Annotated in this window: 12 protein-coding genes and 1 pseudogene; 9 read left to right on the top strand and 4 right to left on the bottom strand. The window is 72.0% G+C overall.

Features of this window, described 5'->3' with window-relative positions; translation table 11 throughout:
- A complete protein-coding gene (locus tag AB0J36_RS26905) occupies positions 1-2,148 on the bottom strand; it encodes a tetratricopeptide repeat protein (protein WP_363661249.1) in 2,148 nt (715 codons plus the stop codon).
- 284 nt (positions 2,149-2,432) lie between these two features.
- Here AB0J36_RS26905 and AB0J36_RS26900 point away from each other — a divergent pair, with 284 nt between their 5' ends.
- On the top strand, positions 2,433-2,924 hold the full coding sequence (locus tag AB0J36_RS26900; RefSeq protein ID WP_357134400.1) for a hypothetical protein: 492 nt from the start codon (positions 2,433-2,435) through the stop codon (positions 2,922-2,924).
- 69 nt (positions 2,925-2,993) lie between these two features.
- On the opposite strand, the gene AB0J36_RS26895 is transcribed toward AB0J36_RS26900, so the two are convergent.
- The gene (locus AB0J36_RS26895; RefSeq protein ID WP_357397292.1) at positions 2,994-5,414 is read right to left on the bottom strand and encodes a M28 family peptidase; all 2,421 of its coding nucleotides are present in this window, start codon (positions 5,412-5,414) and stop codon (positions 2,994-2,996) included.
- A gap of 250 nt (positions 5,415-5,664) precedes the next feature.
- On the opposite strand from AB0J36_RS26895, the gene AB0J36_RS26890 reads away from it, so the two are divergent.
- The 7 genes from AB0J36_RS26890 to AB0J36_RS26860 all read left to right on the top strand — a co-directional run bounded on the left by AB0J36_RS26890 (position 5,665) and on the right by AB0J36_RS26860 (position 14,412).
- On the top strand, positions 5,665-6,909 hold the full coding sequence (locus tag AB0J36_RS26890) for a fused response regulator/phosphatase (protein ID WP_357172283.1): 1,245 nt from the start codon (positions 5,665-5,667) through the stop codon (positions 6,907-6,909).
- A 5-nt stretch (positions 6,910-6,914) separates the two neighbouring features.
- Complete coding sequence (locus AB0J36_RS26885) at positions 6,915-8,639, top strand: ATP-binding protein (protein WP_357172761.1); 1,725 nt, start codon at positions 6,915-6,917, stop codon at positions 8,637-8,639.
- Positions 8,636-9,088, top strand: coding sequence for a response regulator (locus tag AB0J36_RS26880; protein WP_088950306.1), 453 nt, complete (start codon positions 8,636-8,638; stop codon positions 9,086-9,088). The genes AB0J36_RS26885 and AB0J36_RS26880 overlap by 4 nt, the downstream gene beginning before the upstream one ends.
- Entirely contained in the window at positions 9,081-9,890 is an 810-nt protein-coding gene (locus AB0J36_RS26875; protein ID WP_357134394.1) for an inositol monophosphatase family protein, read from the top strand. The genes AB0J36_RS26880 and AB0J36_RS26875 overlap by 8 nt, the downstream gene beginning before the upstream one ends.
- Positions 9,891-10,144: 254 nt before the next feature.
- On the top strand, positions 10,145-11,107 hold the full coding sequence (locus tag AB0J36_RS26870) for a hypothetical protein (RefSeq protein ID WP_357134464.1): 963 nt from the start codon (positions 10,145-10,147) through the stop codon (positions 11,105-11,107).
- Positions 11,108-11,143: 36 nt separating this feature from the next.
- On the top strand, positions 11,144-12,697 hold the full coding sequence (locus AB0J36_RS26865) for a fused MFS/spermidine synthase (RefSeq protein WP_357397289.1): 1,554 nt from the start codon (positions 11,144-11,146) through the stop codon (positions 12,695-12,697).
- Positions 12,698-12,768: 71 nt separating this feature from the next.
- Complete coding sequence (locus AB0J36_RS26860; RefSeq protein ID WP_357397285.1) at positions 12,769-14,412, top strand: serine/threonine-protein kinase; 1,644 nt, start codon at positions 12,769-12,771, stop codon at positions 14,410-14,412.
- Between the two features lie 39 nt (positions 14,413-14,451).
- On the opposite strand, the pseudogene AB0J36_RS26855 reads toward AB0J36_RS26860, so the two are convergent.
- Both AB0J36_RS26855 and AB0J36_RS26850 read right to left on the bottom strand, forming a co-directional pair.
- A pseudogene (locus tag AB0J36_RS26855) lies at positions 14,452-15,032 on the bottom strand (TrkA family potassium uptake protein).
- 103 nt (positions 15,033-15,135) lie between these two features.
- Positions 15,136-16,470 carry a potassium transporter TrkG gene (locus tag AB0J36_RS26850; RefSeq protein WP_357397282.1) on the bottom strand — a complete coding sequence of 445 codons (1,335 nt, stop codon included), beginning with the start codon at positions 16,468-16,470 and terminating at the stop codon, positions 15,136-15,138.
- Positions 16,471-16,611: 141 nt separating this feature from the next.
- Here AB0J36_RS26850 and AB0J36_RS26845 point away from each other — a divergent pair, with 141 nt between their 5' ends.
- Positions 16,612-17,724 (top strand): glycerophosphodiester phosphodiesterase, encoded by a 1,113-nt coding sequence (locus tag AB0J36_RS26845; RefSeq protein ID WP_357397279.1) that lies wholly within the window; start codon positions 16,612-16,614, stop codon positions 17,722-17,724.
- Positions 17,725-18,133: the final 409 nt, after the last annotated feature.

Genomic DNA, 18,133 nt, shown 5'->3' with positions numbered 1-18,133 from the left:
TCACCCGCCGTTGCGCAGGCGGCGCAGCGCATGTTCCACCTGGAGGGTGTCCAGGTGGAAGTCCCCGAGCAGCCGCCGTCGGTCGGCCAACAGGCGCTCGTACACGTCGATCGCCTCGTCGACCCTCCCGTCGAGCAGGAGCACCACGGCGAGGGTGGCCCGGATGGCGAGCACCTCGCTGCGGTCGGCGTGTCGGGGATCCACGGTGGCCAGGGTCGCCCGCAGCTCGGCCTCCGCCTCGGCGAGGCGGCCCTGCTCCTGCAGGCATCGGGCCAGCGTGTGCCGGGCCTGCCACGTTTCCGGCTGGTTCGACGGCCACCGCCGGTACCGAACCTCCAGGACCGCGTGCAGCATCTCCTCCGCCTCGGGGGCGCGGTGCTGGGCGAGGACGGCCAGCGCGAGGCTGTGCCGCACGACCATGGTCTCCCAGTGCTCGGGGCCGCGTACCTGTTGCTCCGCGGCGACGATCTGTCGTAGTTCCGACTCGGCCTCCGGCCACTGACGCTGCGCCATGATCGCCTTGGCGAGTTTGTGCCGGCTGGCGAGGGTGTCGGGGTCGCCGCTGCCCAGCACCCGGGTGCGGTCGGCGATCACGTCGCGCAGCACCCGGTCGGCCATCTCCGGCTGGTTACGCTCCAGCCAGGTGCGGCCCAGCTCGTGGCGCAGCGCCAGCACCTCGGGCCGGTCCAGCTCATGGTCGTACGCGGCGCAGCCGCGCACGATCGGGTCGAGGATGTCGAAGGCCGAACCGGGCAGGCCGACGGCGATGAGGTAGCGGGCGGTGAGCCGGGTCAGTTCCAGCGCCCGGCGTACCGTCTCGGGGTCGTGCTTGTGTTTCGGCGCCAGATATTCACGCACAGCCTCGACCAGGTGCGGCACGAGTACGTCCCAGTTCGACCAGACGGTCGGATCGTCCGGATTCTGGCCCTCGGTGGCGGCGAGCAGCAGCTTCATCACCACGCCGTGGTACTCGGCGATCTGCTCGCGGACCTCGTCGCGGTCGCGGAACATCGCGTGCACCAGCGGGTGCAACGACAGCACGTGCGCGAACGCCGGGTCGGTGACGTCCTCCTGGACGTCGAAGTCGACCAGGGCGAGGTCGCCGATGCCCTCCAGCACCTTCACCCGCTGCCGGGCGGTCAGCCCTTCGAACAGGGGGGACCCGGCCAGGATGGCCGGCTTGAGGACCACCTCGTAGGGCACCGGGGAGATGCTCAGGCAGGCCAGCACGTTGAGCAACGGTCGGCTCTGCTCGAGCCCGCGGCGGGCCAGCAGGTCCAGGGAGATGTCGTCGACCTCGCGGACGATCTCCAGGCCGAGTGATTCGTCGAGGTCAACGTCGGGGGCGTCGAGCGGCGCGCGGAAACGGCGTTCCACCGCCCGGCGGTAGTCGGCGAAGGTGGTGATGGTGGAGGAGCCGCGCCAGACCGGGCTGGCGTTGACCGACCGCAGGTAGTTGCCGGCGGCCCGCAGGGCCAGTGGCAACCCGCCCAGGTCGCGCGCCAGTTCACGGGCGTCGTCGAGGCCGCCGGCCTGCGCGCCGGCGCGGTCGATGAGCACCTGCGCTCCGGCATCGGCGTCGAGTGGACGCACCTGGTGCAGGGTCGACCAGGTGCCCCAGGTGGCCCGGTTGCCGTCCCGGGTGGTCACCAGGACCATGCCGTCCTCGGCTTCCGGCCTGCGCAGCCAACCGGTGCCGTCGGCGAGCACGCCGTCGGTGGGGCCGAGCGTGGCGGGCTCGTCCGCGCTGTCGAAGATCAGCAGCCACGGCTGTCGGGCGTGGTTGAGGTAGCGCCAGACCAGGTCGGTGGCGCTGATCATGCCGGACCAGGCCTGGTCGACCTGGCTCTCCGACGCGCCGAGCTGGCTGACCACCTCGCGCATCCCGGAGTTCAGCCGGCCGGCCTGCACCCACCAGACGGTACGACCGTCCGCGCGGGCCCGACGCGCTATCTCCAGGGCCACGTGACTCTTGCCGGAGCCGCCCATGCCGCACAGGATGTGCACCGACGGCTCTTCCCCGTCGGTGTCCGCCGGATGCATGATCTCGTCGATCAGGTCGTCGCGGCCGTGCAGTGGGCTGTCCAGGCGCCCGAGTGGCGGGTCGACGGAGACGCGGCTCGGTCGGTCGTAGGCCGGCCGGCGCACGCCCGCATCCTCGGGTGGAACGTCCGCAGTCAATGCGGTCCCCCTTCGGTGGCGAAATTGCGGCGCGGCGGGTGGCAGAAGAGATCATGTCCACTGGATGGACATTCGGAGGGGTCGTCACCCGCCCTACGTCAACCGCAAGGGTATCCACCGCCGTACTGGGTTGCACACTCTCCGTTTAGGTCACCCGACCGACCGGAATCGACACCGCCATTTACAATTCGTCGGCCATTCGAACCGATCCGCCGTCCTCGGCGTTCGCGCGGGGCATCCACGATGGACGCATGAACTGGTTGCCGTACGACGATGTGGCCGACTGGGGTTCGGTGCCGGACTGGTTCGGCGCGCTCGGCTCGATCGCGAGTGTGCTCTTCGTGTACCTCGGTCTGCGCCGGGAGATCCGCGCCCGTCGCGTCGACGAGATGCGGGTCCGGGCCACCCAGGCCCGGCTGGTCTCCACGGTCACCGAGATCCGGGGCAACGCGGTGCTGCGGGTGACCGTGACCAACGAGAGTGACGCGCCGGTGCTCGATGTGACGGTACTGCCGCGACTGGTGCCGTCCGAGGATCCGGACGGCCCGCCCGTCGACCTCGCCGGCGCGAAACAGGTCGGACGCATTCACGGCCGGAAAAGCGCGGAACTGTTCGTCACGGTCGCTGCCGCGCGTCGGCTGCACGCGGCGACCGACAGCGTTCTGGTGGAGCTGACCTTCACCGATCACGACGGAAACCGGTGGCGGCGTATCGGCTCCGGTCAACCCGAACCGGTGAACTGACGGAAACACGATTCACAAACCGGTGGTTCGGCGACACGCATCGGCCGCCGAACCACCGGTTTGTCTTTCTCAGATCGGATATGTGCGGGCGACGGCCAGCATCTCGGAGCTGTGCGACCCCACGACACCGACGGCCGGCGGCCGGGGCCGGAAGCCGGGCAGCGCGTCCAGCCCGTCGCTGGCGTCCATCGCCCGCAGCGCCACCTGCGCGGCGATCGGTCGCAGCGTCAGCGTGACCTCGACGCCCTCCGGTGGCGGGGCGTGGAAGACCAGACCGAACCCCCACCTGCCCGCGCGCGGCTCCACCGGCGCCGCGCGCCCGGCGACCTCGGCGCGCAGCACGGTGGCGGTCGTCGTGTCGACGTGCAGGGTGGCGAGGCGGACCGCCCGCTGCGGAGTGAGGCGCAGCCGCAGCGTGCGTTCACCGCCGGCACTGGTGTCGGCCAGCACGTCGAGCTTCGGCGCCGGCAGGCTGGCCGCCTGGGCCGGGCCGACCCGCAGCTCACCGTCGCCGAGGCCGGGGAAGTCGTCCGCCACGCTGGCCACCCCGTCGACGTAGCCGTCCGTCCACGGCTGCGGGTCGGTCTCGTGGCTCAGCCAGCGGGCCTGCCCGGTGCCGGCGTCCATGGCGTACATCAGGTGGGTAGGCGCGGGATGGGCGGCGTCGAAGCGGTCCACGACCAGCCCGACCCCGGCGAGCACCAACGCCGCCACGGCGGCGGCACCGGCCGGCAGCGCGGCGCGTCGCCGGGCCCGCAGCGCCAGCAGGCCGCGCTGCCCGCCGGCCTGCGGATGCAGCAGGTCGACCACCGGTAGCGCGGTCAGGCCGAGCAGCACCGCGACAAGCGCGGCCACCCCGCCCATCGCCATCCCCAGCGCGGGGAAGAGCAGTACCACCGTCGGCAGGAGGATCACGACGCCGACCGCGGCGGCGGCGGTCACCGCCACCACCGGCCACGGCCCGGTCTGCCGGGTACGCAGCGCGACCAGGCCGCCGAGGGTGCCGGCCAGGGCCGGCAGGGTGGTCAGGTACGCCCCGCCGGGTACCGCCACGGCGAGCAGCACCCCGAGCAGGGCCAGCCAGGCCAGACCGCCCACGGCCAGCGCGGCCGGGCCGATCCGGCGGCGGGTCAGCGCGTACCAGGTGAAGACGATCGCGGTGGCGAGCGCCAGCACGGCCATCCGGTACCAGATCGGGCGGTACGGGTCGAGCAGCTCCGCGTAGCCCGGCCGGATCGTGGTGATCGCCAACCAGAGCAGTTGGGCGGCGACCGGCGCGGCCACGATCGGTACGAGGGCGAGGCCGAAACCGGCGACCAGTCGGCCGGTGCTGGCCCGTCCGCTGCGGCGGGTCAACCAACCCAGCGCCGCTACCGCGAGCACCGCGAGCAGGGCCAGCGGCAGGACGAGCCAGCCCGGGTAGCGGGCCAACCCGCCCGGCAGTGGGAAGTAGGTGGCGTCGTGCCCGGAGCGCAGGTCGGTCAGGTCGACCGCGCCGAACTCCCGGGCCAGGCCCAGCGCGTTGTCCCCGTGCTGCTGGAGGCTGCCCCGGTCCATGGCGGCCGGCGTGTCCAGCGGCGTGTGGTAGATCGCGCCGCCGTCGATGTAGGCCGAGTTCAACCCGACGAACTTCTGGTCGAGGAAGGCGGTGAAGTCGGTGTCGTTGGGCAGCGCCCGATAGATCTCCACCGCGAACGAGGTGCCCACCGGGTGGGGTGCGGCCCGACCGAAGACGTCCACCAGCTTCGCGTTGTTCTTCGAGGTCTCGAACATGATCACCGGACCGGTGGAACCGCGCGCCTCGAGGTTGAGCACCACGCCGCCGTCGGCGGCGAGCGGGTTGCTCGCGGCGAACGCCGCCGCGCCGCAGAGGCACGCCTCCTCGGCGTCCGTCAGCACGAAGACGACGTCGTTGCGGGGCCGTGGGCCGGTGGACAGCGCGCGGGCCACCTCGAGGATGGCCGAGGTGCCGGCCGCGTCGTCGTTGCCGCCCGGTCCGGTCTGCACCGAGTCGTAGTGGGCGACCAGGAACACCCGACCCGTCGGATCCGTCCCGGGCAGCCGGGCCACCACGTTGCGGACCCGGGCGAAGGTCGCGCCGCCGGCCGCCCCACTGAGCTGGCCGGCCTCCGGCGCGACGGTGTCCTGCACCTGCGTCTCCAGGCCCAGGCCGCGCAGCTTCTGCTCGACGTGCGCGCGAACCTGCTCGTTGGCGGGGCTCCCGGCGACGTGCGACCGGGCCGCGATCACCTGGACGTCCGCGTACGCCCGGGCGGCGCTGAACTCGCCCGTCGGCGCGTCCGCCGGCCGTGGCGCCGGGGTCCGCAGGTCGAGCAGGCTGCCGGCGCCGACGGCCGCCAGCGCGACCAGCGCCGCCGCGGCGGCCGCAAGGCGCCGTCGCGGTCGGGTCAGCGCGCGGTCGGCAGGGGGTACGCCCGGAGGTGCCTTGAGCGGTACGTCCGCCGTGACGGGGGTGGGGGGTGCGCCCATCCGAACTCCTCGAAGGTGGTGGGGCCTGGGGGTGGCACCATCCTGCCGGTCGGCGGGTGGGAGGGGGATGGCCGGGCGTACCCGGATCGTCGCGTCCGCTCGGTCCCCGATTCCCCCGACGGCAGTGATCCTGCCCATCCCCGCCCCGTGCCGCGGCCATCGTGTTGTGTGCGACCGTTGTCTAATACAGGATCAGCAGGGCACTCGGAAGGAGCCCGACATCACCAGCGAACTCCCGCGTCTCGCGGCGGTGACCCGGCCCCACCGGGGAGGCGGCCTGGCCGGCTCCCCTGTCGTGCCGTACCCGCACGGCGGGCTGGCGCGGCACGGCAACCTGCCGCCCGGCGAGCGGCTGCGGGTGCTGCTGGTGGAGGACGACGAGGGCGACGCCTTCCTGGTCGGTGAGCTGCTCGCCGAGACGAACTCGATGATCGACCTGCTGGTCGCCACCAGCCTCCGGGAGGCACGGCAGCGGATCGGCGACGTGGACTGCGTCCTGCTCGACCTGGGCCTGCCGGACGCCCAGGGGCTGGACGGGCTGCGTCAGGTGCTGGAGATGTCCAGCGGCGCGGCGGTCTGCGTCCTGACCGGCCGTTCGGACGAGCACCTGGGCGTCGTGGCGGTCGCCGAGGGCGCACAGGACTACCTGGTCAAGGGCCAGGTGGACGGGGTGCTGCTGACCCGGGCGCTGCGCTACGCGGTCGAGCGTAAGCGCGCCGACGAGAACGCCCGCCGGCTGCGCGAGGTCGAGCTGCGCCAGGCCGAGTCGGCCCGCCTCGAACGCGGCCTGCTGCCGCAGCCGCTGATGACGACCGACCAGGTGGCGGTACACACCTTCTACCGGCCGGGCCGGCACGCCGCGCTGATCGGCGGGGACTTCTTCGACGTGGTGCAGACCCGTCCGGACCGGCTCGACCTGATCGTCGGGGACGTCTGCGGGCACGGGGTGGACGAGGCCGCGCTCGGTGTGGAACTGCGGGTGGCCTGGCGGGCCCTCGTGCTCGCCGGGGTGCCGGACGACGAGGTGCTGCCCGCCCTGGAACAGGTGCTGATGAGTGAGCGCCGCCTTCAGGAGATCTTCGCGACGGTGGCCACCACCCGACTCGACCTGGACGCCAACCGGGCCACCGTCCGACTCGCCGGGCACCCGCCGCCGCTGCTGCTCTCCGGCGGCCGGGTCGTCCCGGTGCCCGCCCCCGGCGGCCTGCTGCTGGGCGTACGACCCCGCCGGCCGATCGCCTTCGACCTGGAGTTCGACACCGATGACTGGTCCCTGCTGATGTACACGGACGGCCTGATCGAGGGACGGGTGGGCACGGGCAACGAACGGCTCGACGTGCCGGGCCTGAGTGGGCTGCTCGACGAGCCCGCCAACCGGGAGGTGTCGCTGCCCGAGCTGCCCGCCTGGCTGGTGGGCCGGGCCGAGCAGATCAACGGTGGCCCGCTCGCCGACGACGTGGCGATGCTGCTGGTCAGCCGCGGTGGTGGCCGGTGACGCCGATGGTCGGCGGCTGGAGTCTGCGCCGCCGGGTCATCACGCTGCTCACCGTCGTGGGTGTGCTGCTGATCGGCCTGGCCGTCGCGGAGGCCGCCATGGCCGCCCGCAACCGCACCCAGATCGACGCGATCCTGAACCAGACCGGGCCGCTGCGGGTGCAGTCGCAGGAACTGCTCAACGCCGTGCTCGACCAGGAGACGGCGGTGCGCGGGTACGCGGTCAGCGGTGACCCGGCCGACCTGGGTCCGTACGACGCGGGCCTCGAACAGGAGAAGGTCACCGTCGCCGGGATGCGGGCCCTGCTGCACGACTACCCGCAGATCGGTCAGGAGCTGCGGACCGTTGAGGAGCGTTCGGCGCAGTGGCGGGAGACCGTCGCCGAGCCGGTGATCACCACGACGGAGCGCGAGGGCACCCGGGCCGGTCAGGCGCTCGTCACCGAGCAGGCCCGGCAGCGGTTCGACCAGGTCAGGTCGGCCGTCGACGACCTGCAGAAGGAGATCCTGGACGCTCGGGAGCAGTCCGCCGCGGACGTCCGCAACAGCAGCAACGTGCTCGTCGTACTGCTGATCATTGCGGCCCTGGTGGTCGTCGTGGCCGGCGCGGTGCTGCTGCTCTCGCTGGACCGGATGGTGGTCCGGCCCCTGACCGGCCTCGCCGACCAGGTTCGCGAGGTCGCCGCGGGCGACTACCAGCACCGCGTCGCCACCGTCGGCCCACCAGAGTTCATCCAGCTCGGCGACGACGTGGACGCGATGCGCCAGAAGATCGCCTCCGACCTGGCCGAGGTGCGGGAGGCCCGCGAACGCATCGAGTGGGTCAACAGCCAGCTCCAGAAGCAGGCCGAGGAGCTGACCCGGTCCAACCGTGACCTGGAGCAGTTCGCGTACGTGGCGTCCCACGACCTGCAGGAGCCGCTGCGCAAGGTGGCCAGCTTCTGCCAGTTGCTCCAGCGCCGCTACGCCGGGCAGCTCGACGAGCGGGCCGACCAGTACATCGCCTTCGCGGTGGACGGCGCGCAGCGGATGCAGCGACTGATCAACGACCTGCTCGCGTTCTCCCGGATCGGCCGGCTCACCACCGGCTTCGTGGACGTCGACCTGAACAAGGTGATGGGCGACGTGGCCGGCCAGACCGAGGCTGCCCGGCAGTACGCGGACGCGGAGCTGACCTGGACCGGGTTGCCGGTGATCCGTGGCGAGGAGCCGCTGCTCACGAACCTGCTGGCCAACCTGGTCAGCAACTCGATCAAGTTCCGCCGTCCGGACCTGCCGCCGAAGGTGCACATCTCGGCTCGGTTGGTCGACGCCGAGTGGGAGATCAGCTGCCAGGACAACGGCATCGGTATCGAGCCGGAGTTCGCCGACAAGATCTTCGTGATCTTCCAGCGGCTGCACTCGAAGGACGCGTACCCGGGCACCGGCATCGGGTTGGCGATCGTCAAGAAGATCGTGGAATATCACGGCGGGCGGGTGTGGGTGGACACCGACGTGCCGGAGGGCACCGCCATCCGGTTCACGCTCCCGGCGCGTCCGGAGGACGTGGAGGCGGCTGCCGCCGGCGAACCGGTCGAGGAACCGCAGGAGGGCTCGGCGGGCGACGTGACGCCCGCGGACGGGGCTTCTCCCGCGCTGTCGGAGCACTCCGCCGGGGCGGACCAGCCGGACCGGGCCGACGGGCCGCCGGAAGGCGGTAGAACGGGTGACATGAGGGAGACGGTGGGATGACCGCGCCGGCGGACGGCAAGAGCCCGATCGAGGTCCTGCTGGTCGAGGACGACCCGGGTGACGTGTTGATGACCCAGGAGGCGTTCGAGGAGCACAAGCTGCGCAACCGGCTGACCGTCGTCTCCGACGGTGCCGAGGCGCTGGCCTACCTGCGGCGCGAGGGTCAGTACGCGGACGCCGTGGCGCCCGACCTGATCCTGCTCGACCTCAACCTGCCGCGCCGGGACGGGCGGGAGGTGCTGGAAGAGATCAAGAAGGACGAGGAACTGCGCCGGATCCCGGTGGTCGTCCTCACCACCTCCCAGGCCGACGAGGACATCCTGCGCAGCTACCAGCTGCACGCCAACGCCTACGTGACCAAGCCGGTCGACTTCGAGCGCTTCATCTCGGTGGTCCGGCAGATCGACGAGTTCTTCGTCAGCGTGGTCAAGTTGCCGCCGCGTGGCTGACACCCTGCTCGACGACGTCGGCGACCTCCTCTCGGAGGCCGCCGACCAGGTCGTGCTGCCGCTGTTCCGCAAGCTCGACGACGACGACGTGTCGGAGAAGGCGCCCGGCGAGGTGGTCACCGTCGCCGACCGTCGCGCCGAGGAGCTGATCTCCGCCGGGCTGCGTCGGCTTCGGCCGGGCTCGGTGGTGGTGGGTGAGGAGGGCGTCGCCGACGACCCGGAGCTGCTGGGCCACCTGCGCGACACCGGGGACGTGTGGCTGGTCGACCCGGTCGACGGCACGGCCAACTTCGCCGCCGGCCGCCGACCGTTCGCCCTGATGGTCGCCCTGCTGACCGACGGGCGGCCGAAGGCGGGCTGGATCCTCGACCCGATGGCGGGGACGCTTGCCGCCGGCCTTGCCGACGAGGGCACCCTGCTCAACGGCCAGCCGGTCGGCACCGCCGACGTCGTGCCGTCCCTGGGCGACATTCGCGGCGTGGCGATGACGCATTTCCTGCCGCCGGAGGCCCGCGACCGGGTCCGTGCCGGTGGTCGACGGCTCGGCGAGCTGCTGCCCGGCCAGCACTGCGCCGGCCGGGAGTACCTGGACATCCTCACCGGCGAGCAGCAGTTCGCCCTCTTCTGGCGCACCCTGCCCTGGGACCATGCCCCGGGCAGCCTGCTGGTGCGCGCGGCCGGTGGCGTGGCGCGCCGGTTCGACGGCGTGGACTACCACCCGGCCGACGAGGGTCGCGGGTTGCTCGTCGCGGCCAACGAACAGGTCTGGGCCCAGGTCCACGAGGCGTTGCTCAGCTCCTGAACCGGAGCCCTCGCGTGCGGCGCGCTACGACGCCGGCACGCTGCGTCGACACCGGGGCCGGTGGGCGGTCGCGGGACTGGTCACCGGCGCGCGTTCCGGTATCGTGACCGGCGGTCTCCGCCAGCAGGCCGCCGCCCGGCGCCGGCGGGGACGCCGCCGCGCAGAGTTCACCGGGGGCCGGCGGTCGACGGAAGGACGCTTTCGTGCCCACCACCAGGCTCAGTCAGCCGCGCGTTCGCCGCGTACTGCTCCCTCTGCTCGCCGCCCTGGCACTGGTGCTCGCTCCAGGTGTGCCCGCATCGGCGGAGCCGGACGAGGGCGGCACCAAGAAGTTGCGGGACGCGCTGGAACTGACCGCCAAGGGCCACATCGAGGCCAAGGCCAAGCTGGACAACTCCAAGCGGCGGCAGACGGCGTTGAACGGCGAGCTGAAGGCCGTCGAGGTTCGCCTGGTCGGGTTGACCGCCCAGGTCGGCGAGGTGGCCGCGCAGTCGTACCGGGCGGGTCGGCTCACCCCGACGGCGATGCTGCTCAACACGGCGACTCCGCAGGCGTTCCTGCAACGGGCGGCCGACCTGGACCTGATGGCCCAGCGGGACAGCAAGCGGTTGCGTGATCTCACCGAGGCCCGGCAGCAGGCCCAACAGGCCAAGATCGCTATCGACACCGAGGTCCGTGAGCAGCAGAAGCAGCTCGCCGTCATGGCCAAGAAGAAGAAGGAGGCCGAGGCGGCGCTGGCCGAGGTCAGCTCGGGCGGCAGCAGCGGGTTCAGCGGCGGCAGCTCGTCCTCGGCGAAGCCGGCGCCACGGAACTCCGACGGCTCGTGGCCGTCGGAGTCCTGCTCGGTGAAGGACCCGACGACCTCGGGATGCATCACCCCGCGCACCCTGCACGCGCTCAAGGAGACCCAGGCGGCCGGCTACAAACGGCACGTCTCCTGCAAGCGCAGCGGTGGCGGTGGCGAGCATCCGAAGGGTCGGGCCTGCGACTTCTCGGCCGCCACGAACGGCTTCGAGGACAAGAACGCGACCGGCGGCGACAAGGCGTACGGGGACAGCCTGGCCGCCTGGCACGTCCGCAACGCCGAGCGTCTGGGTGTGCTCTACGTGATCTGGTACCGGCAGATCTGGCATCCCGGCACCGGGTGGCGTGCCTACAGTGGCAGCGGCAGTCCCGCCGCATCGCACACGAACCATGTTCATCTCTCGATGTACTGACCCGGAGCGGCAGCTTCGCTGCGTACCATCGCGACGATGAGTTTCCCATCGTCCGACGTAGCGGCTCCCGAAGCTCCGCCCGTGCCGGTCACCGGCGGGGCGCTGCCCAACGGCCTGGCCGCCTTCCTGGTCTTCTTCGCCAGCGGTGCTGTGCTGGTGCTGGAGACGGTCGCGCTGCGCCTGGTCGGCCCGTACGTCGGAGTGACCCTCCAGGTGACCAGTTCGGTCATCGGCATCGCGCTCGCCGCGATCGCCTACGGCGCGTGGTCCGGCGGCTGGTTGGCCGACCGGCGCGACCCGCGTGGCCTGCTGGCACCCGCCCTCGTGCTGGCCGGGATCGCCACCGCGATCACCCTGCCCGTGGTGCGCTACGCCGGCGAGGTGCTCCGTGGCGGGGCGGCCAGCGCCATCCTGCTGCTCGTGGCACTCGCCGTGTTCGTGCCGGCGGCGCTGCTGGCGGCGGTCACCCCGCTGGTGGTGAAGCTCCAGCTCGCCGACCTGCGCCGGACCGGCCAGGTGGTCGGCCGGCTGTCCGGCATCGGCACCCTGGGCGGCATCACCGCCACCCTGCTCACCGGCTTCGTGCTGGTCGCCGCGCTGCCCAGCACGGTCATCCTGCTGGCGCTGGCGATCTCCCTCGGCCTGGTCGGTATCGGTCTCGGCTGGTACCTGCGCCGTCAGACGCGTACCGACCTGCCCGGTCGGGCCCGCGCCCGCGCAGCGCTGGCCGTCCTCGGCCTGCTCGGGGCGGGACTGAGCACCATCGCGCCGAACCCGTGCGACATCGAGACGGCGTACCACTGCGCCCGTGTCACCACCGACCCGAACCGGCCCAGCGGCCGGATGCTGCTGCTCAACTCGGCCCAGCACTCGTACGTCGATCTGGCCGACCCGAGGCACCTGGAGTACGCGTACACGAAGTGGATCGGCGCGGTCGCCGACGTGGCCGCGCCGGCCGGGCAGCGGTTGGACGCCCTGCACCTGGGCGGCGGCGGCTTCACCGTGCCGACGTACCTGACCGCCACCCGGCCGGGCACCGACAACGTGGTGTTCGAGATCGACGGTGGGCTGGTCGAGCTGGGCGAACGGGAACTCGGCGTACGCCCGGGCCCAGGGCTGCGGACGGTCGTGGGCGACGCCCGGATGCTGGTCGCCGGTGAGCCGGCGGACAGCCGCGACCTGGTCGTCGGCGACGCGTTCGGCCACCTGGTGGTGCCCTGGCACCTGGCGACCCGGGAGATGGCCGCCGAGATCCGGCGGGTGACCCGCCCCGGCGGGGTGTACGTGCAGAACGTCATCGACTACCCGCCGCTGCGGTTCATCCGCGCCGAGCTGGCCACGGTCGCCGCCGAGTTCACCAACGTCGCGCTGATCGCCCCGCCGGAGGCCCTCGCCGAGGAGCGGGGCAGCAACTTCCTCATCGTCGCCTCGGACGCGCCGCTGCCGCTGGCCGCCGTCCGCGCCCGCCTCGACGTGGTCGACCCGAGCGTCAGCCTGCTCTCCGGCGCGGACCTCACGGATTTCGTCGGCACGGCGATGGTGCTGACCGACGACTACGCGCCGGTGGACCAACTGCTGGCGACCGCCTGATCGGGTGAAATTCCTGACCGATTCCGATCCTTCAGGTGTAGACCGGTCCGCGCTGGGCAACAACGGTCACCATGGGCGGTGGGGACCGTAACGGCGCGCAACTCCTCGACGAGCGGTATCGGCTCGTCGAGCAGCTCGGCGCGGGTGGCATGTCGGTGGTCTGGCGCGGTTACGACGAGGTGCTGGGCCGCCAGGTCGCGGTGAAGGTGTTGGCGTCACGGCTGGCCACCGACCGGGCCTTCCGGCACCGCATCCGCGTCGAGGCCCAGGCCGCCGCGCGGCTCTGCCATCCCAACATCACCAACGTGTACGACTACGGCGAGTCCCACCAGGTCGGCCTGACCGTGCCGTACGTCGTGATGGAACTGGTCGACGGCGGTTCGCTGGCGACCCGGCTCGGCCGCGAACTGCGGCTGCCGTGGCGTGAGGCGGTGACGATCGGCGCGGAGGTCAGCTCGGCGCTGGCCACCGCGCACGGCCGTGGGGTCGTGCACCGCGACGTCACCCCGGGCAACGTCATGCTCACCTCGACCGGGGTGAAGGTGGTCGACTTCGGCATCTCCGCGTTGGTGGGGGAGAGCGAGAAGGGGCCGGACGGCGCGTTGCTGGGCACGCCCGCGTACCTCGCGCCGGAGCGGCTGGACAACGGCCAGGTCTCCCCGGCCACCGACGTGTACGCCGTGGGGCTGCTGCTCTACCGGATGCTCACCGGTCGGTTGCCCTGGGAGGCGACCACGACCACCCAGATGCTGCGGGCGCACATGTACAGCGACCCGGAGCCGATGCCCCCGGTGCCCGGGCTGCCCGACGAGGTGACCGACCTGGTCCGGCGCTGCCTCGCCAAGCGACCCGCCGACCGGCCGGCCACCGCCGAGTTGGCCCGGACCCTCGCCGAGGCGGCCGGAATGCTGGCGGCGGTACCGGTCTCACCGGCCGGCGGTCCGCTGGACCCCGCCGAGCTGGCCAACGCGGGCACCACGATCCTGCCCTGGTCGGCGGAGACGGACGCTCTTCCGCTGTCGCGGACCCGGCGAGGCCGCATCCGGCAGGCGAACCGGCGTCGGCGGGTGGAGGCCGGGGTGGCGGCCGTCGGGTTGATCGCGGTCACCGGGGCGATGTGGGGGCTCACCTCCCGCAGCCCGGCCAGCGGCCAGGACCGGCCCACCACCGAGGCGCGGATGGGTCTGCCGGAGAAGGCGCCCTGCGAGGTGGCGTACGCGCTGCGCACCGACTCCGGCAAGGACTTCACCGCGGAGCTGACCCTGACCAACACCGGCGACCGGGCGCTGAGCGACTGGACGATGAGCTTCACGTTCCCCGGCCAGCAGAAGGTGACCAAGGCCGAGCCCGCCCCGGCGCAGCAGCAGGGCGGCGCGGTGCAGATCCGCCCCGCAGCGCAGCGGACGACGCTGGCACCCGGCGCGGCCGAGAAGCTGACCCTGGCCGGTACGTACACCGGGGCGAACCCGCTGCCGGTGGAGTTCCGGCTCGGCGACGCGACCTGCGGGGTACGCGTTTCCGGGGTGGCCGGGTCGGTCCCGTCCACCGCCCCGGCCGTCAAGGTCGCCCCGACCAAGGCCGCACCGAAGAAGACGACGAAGACCACCACCAAGGTCGCGCCCAAGGCGCCGACCCAGCCGAAGGCGCCCGAGCAGCCGAAGGCGCCGAAGAAGCCGTCCGAGGGCAAGGGGCCGGGTGGTCCGGGAAAAGGGTGACAGCGCCTGAGGGGCACGCGCGTCACCCGAAGTGAGGTGTCAGCGCCGCCCCGCGAACCGCTGCACCTGGTCGATCCCGCCCTCCACGACCAGCACTCCGCCGTCTACGAGCGCGGTGTCGTCCGAGGCATACCGGAAGCGCTCGCCCGGCACCTTCGCGCCGATCACCCGGACCCCGTCACGCTCGTGCGGACGCAGGTCGTGCAGCGTCCGACCGACCAGGGACGGCGGAACCCGGACGGTGGCGATCGCGAAGTCGTCGTCGAACTCGATGAAATCGAGCAACCGACTGACGATCAGGTGCGCCACCCGTCACCGGTCTCCGCCTCCGGGAAGATCACGTGGTGCGCGCCGACGGACGACAGGATCTTGGCGTGCTTCTGCGACGTGGCGCGGGCCCAGATCTGCGGCAGACCCAGCTCGACAAGCGCCAGCACGGTGAGCACGCTCGCCTCCACCGACGCCCCGATGGCCACCACGGCCCGGCCGAAGCTCGCCACGCCGAGCTGCCGCAACGCCCCCTCCTCGGTCGCGTCCGCCTGCACCACCCGGTCGAGCTGGGCCGAGAAGCGCTGCACCTGGTCCGGATTGCGGTCGACGGCCAACACCTCGCGTTCCATCCGGGCGAGGGACCCGGCCAGGTGGCAGCCGAACCGGCCCAGCCCGATCACGACGACGCCACCGCCGTCCGCTCGTCTCGTCGACACCTCGACCTCCTCGTCGCTAGCCGACAATCGGCTGTTCCTGGGGATAGCGGTAGAGCCTGCGTCGGGTGTTCAGGGCGATCGCCGACCCGAGGGTGAGCGGCCCGACCCGACCGATGAACATCAACACCGTCAGCACCACCTGACCACTGCTCGGCAGTTCGCCGGCCAGGCCGATGGTCAGCCCGGTGGTGCTGAACGCGGAGGTGACCTCGAACAGCACCGCGACGAACCGCACGCCCTCGGTGAGCAGCAGCAGGAGCATCGTCCCGGCGGTGACCAGCGCGACGCTCAGCAGAGCGACGGTGACGGCCTGCCGTTGGCTGGCGGTGGCCACCCGGCGGTGCCCGACCGTCACGTCGGGCTCCCCACGCAGCTCCGCCCAGATGGTGAACGCCAGCAGGAAGAACGTGGACACCTTGATGCCGCCGGCCGTGCTGGCGCTCCCGCCACCGATGAACATCAGGACGATGAGCAGCGGGTAGCTCTCCTCCTGCAGGTCGGCGATGTGCAGGACACTGAACCCGCCGGTCCGGCTCAACGCGATCTGCGTGAACGACGCGAGCGTCTTTCCGGCGGCGTCGTACGGGCCGATGGTGCTGGCGTTGGTCCACTCGGCGGCGAGCAGGCCGACGAAGCCGAGCAGCAGCAGCGCCGCGCTGCCCCAGATCGTCAGCTTGGTGGCGACCGCCCAGCCCGCTGGCCTGCGCCACTCGCGCACCGCCTCGAACAGGGCGGGGAACCCGAGACCGCCGACGATGGCGCCGAACGCCAACGGCAGCGACACCCACGGGTCACGGTCGAAGGCCAGCAGGCCGTCCGAGTAGAGCGCGAACCCACCGTTGTTGAACGCCTGGACGGAGTGGAACACCCCCGACCAGAGGGCCCGGCCGGGCGGGTAGTCGTACGCCCACCAGAGGCGGCCGGCGACCAGCGCCGTCATCACCGCCTCGCAGGCGAAGACGGTCACCGCGATCCGGCTCAGCAGCCGGGTCACGTCTCCAACGCCGAACTCCGCCGTCTCGGCCTGCACCAGCAGCCGGTTGCGCAGGCCGAGCTGACGGGAGACCACCAGGATGACAAGCGCCGCGACGGTGAGGATGCCGAGACCGCCGAGCTGCGTGAGCAGAGTGATCACCACCAGGCCCCCGCCGGACCAGTAGTTCGGGGTGTCGGTGACCGCCATGCCGGTGACGGACACCGCCGAGGTGGCGGTGAACAGCGCGGTGACCAGGGGCGGTCGCTGGTGCTGAACGGTCGACCAGCGCGTCATCAGCAGCCCGGCGCCGAACAGGATCGGCACCAGGAACCCCAACGGCACGAGCCGCACGGGGTTGCGGAGTAACCGACGCACCAGACAATCTTCCTTTTCCGTACGACCGCCGGAGTCGGAACGCCCATTCCGGAGATTCACCTGCCGGTCAGACATCGACCAACTCCCGGCCAATCGCACCGGGTCTGCTGTCTGCGACACCCTCGATGACAGGAGACGGCGTTGCGACGTACCCTCTCGACCCTCGGTGTGGCCGGCGCGCTGTTCGCCGCCGCCGTGGCCGTGCCCACCATGGCCGCCGCCGGCCCCTCGTCCGACGCGGACCGCGCCCGGCCCACCGACCGGCCGATCGTCATCGGTCACCGTGGGGCCAGCGGTTACCGGCCGGAGCACACCCTTGAGGCGTACCGGCTGGCGATCCGGATGGGGGCCGACTACATCGAGCCGGACCTGGTGTCCACCTCCGACGGCGTGCTGGTCGCCCGGCACGAGAACGAAATCTCCGGCACCACCGACGTCGCGGCCCACCCGGAGTTCGCGGCCCGCAAGGCGACGAAGACCATCGACGGCGTCGCCGTGACCGGCTGGTTCACCGAGGACTTCACCCTCGCCGAGCTGAAGACGCTGCGGGCCAAGGAGCGGCTGCCGCAGGTACGCGTGGCGAACACCGCCTTCGACGGCCGCTTCGAGGTGCCCACCCTCCAGGAGGTCATCGACCTCGCCCGGACCGAGGGGCGGGCACGGGGCCGCACCATCGGCATCTACCCGGAGACCAAGCACCCGAGCTACTTCACGTCCATCGGCAAGCCGCTGGAGGAGCCGCTGCTGGCGGTGCTGCGGCAGAACAAGCTGGACCGGAAGAACTCGCCGGTCTTCATCCAGTCGTTCGAGACGGCCAACCTGCGCCGCCTGAGCCGGCTGACCGAGGTGAAGCTGATCCAGCTCCTCGACGCGACCGGCCGCCCGTACGACTTCACCGCCGCCGGTGACACCCGCACCTACCAGGACCTCGCCACGGCCGCCGGCCTGAAGTGGATCGCCGGGTACGCCGACGGCATCGGCGCGAACAAGAACCTGATCGTGCCCCGCGACGCCGCCGGCAACCTGCTCGCCCCGACGAACGTGGTCCGTGACGCGCACCGCGAACGGCTGCTCGTGCACTCCTGGACGTTCCGCGCGGAGAACCAGTTCCTCCCCGTCGACTTCCGCATCGGCACCGACCCGAACGCGCGCGGCGACATCACGGCCGAGTACGAACTGTTCTTCGGCCTCGGGTTGGACGGCGTCTTCAGCGACCACCCGGACACGGCGGTCGCCGCCCGCGCCGGCCGCTGAACCCGCCGACACCGTCCCGGGCCACTGACCCATCGCCGGTCCTCGGCCCGCCCGCTGGTCCTCGGCCCGCCCGCTGACACCCGCCGCTGGTCCTCGGCCCGGAGCTGACCCGCTCCGAGTCGACCACCGGGCCGATCACGCCCGGCCCCCACGCTGGCCCGTCGTCCGTCACCTCGGACGCCGGGCCAGCGGCGTTCCCGGCGCAAGCGGGCGCGGGTGCGGGCGCAAGATCGTGCTCGATCCAGGAAGTAGTGGCATCGCCGTGCCCCGGAGGCCACTACTTCCACGATCGAGCACGATCTTGATGGGGTGAGGCGGCATGGGGGCAGCAACTTCCCTGTTGTTGCTGCTTCCGCCGGCCCTGAAGCAGCAACAACAGGGAAGTTGCGCGGATCTTCGCCCGCTCGAC

Origin of the sequence: Micromonospora sp. NPDC049662, assembly GCF_040675055.1 — a bacterium.
Classification (GTDB): domain Bacteria; phylum Actinomycetota; class Actinomycetes; order Mycobacteriales; family Micromonosporaceae; genus Micromonospora.
Note: the sequence above shows the minus strand (reverse complement) of the source record. Positions and strands in the feature narration are given on the sequence as shown.

Coding starts and splice junctions, on each gene's coding strand:
- AB0J36_RS26900 (WP_357134400.1), top strand. CDS start 2,433: ATGAACTGGTTGCCGTACGACGATGTGGCCGACTGGGGTTCGGTGCCG.
- AB0J36_RS26895 (WP_357397292.1), bottom strand. CDS start 5,414: ATGGGCGCACCCCCCACCCCCGTCACGGCGGACGTACCGCTCAAGGCA.
- AB0J36_RS26885 (WP_357172761.1), top strand. CDS start 6,915: ATGGTCGGCGGCTGGAGTCTGCGCCGCCGGGTCATCACGCTGCTCACC.
- AB0J36_RS26880 (WP_088950306.1), top strand. CDS start 8,636: ATGACCGCGCCGGCGGACGGCAAGAGCCCGATCGAGGTCCTGCTGGTC.
- AB0J36_RS26865 (WP_357397289.1), top strand. CDS start 11,144: ATGAGTTTCCCATCGTCCGACGTAGCGGCTCCCGAAGCTCCGCCCGTG.
- AB0J36_RS26860 (WP_357397285.1), top strand. CDS start 12,769: ATGGGCGGTGGGGACCGTAACGGCGCGCAACTCCTCGACGAGCGGTAT.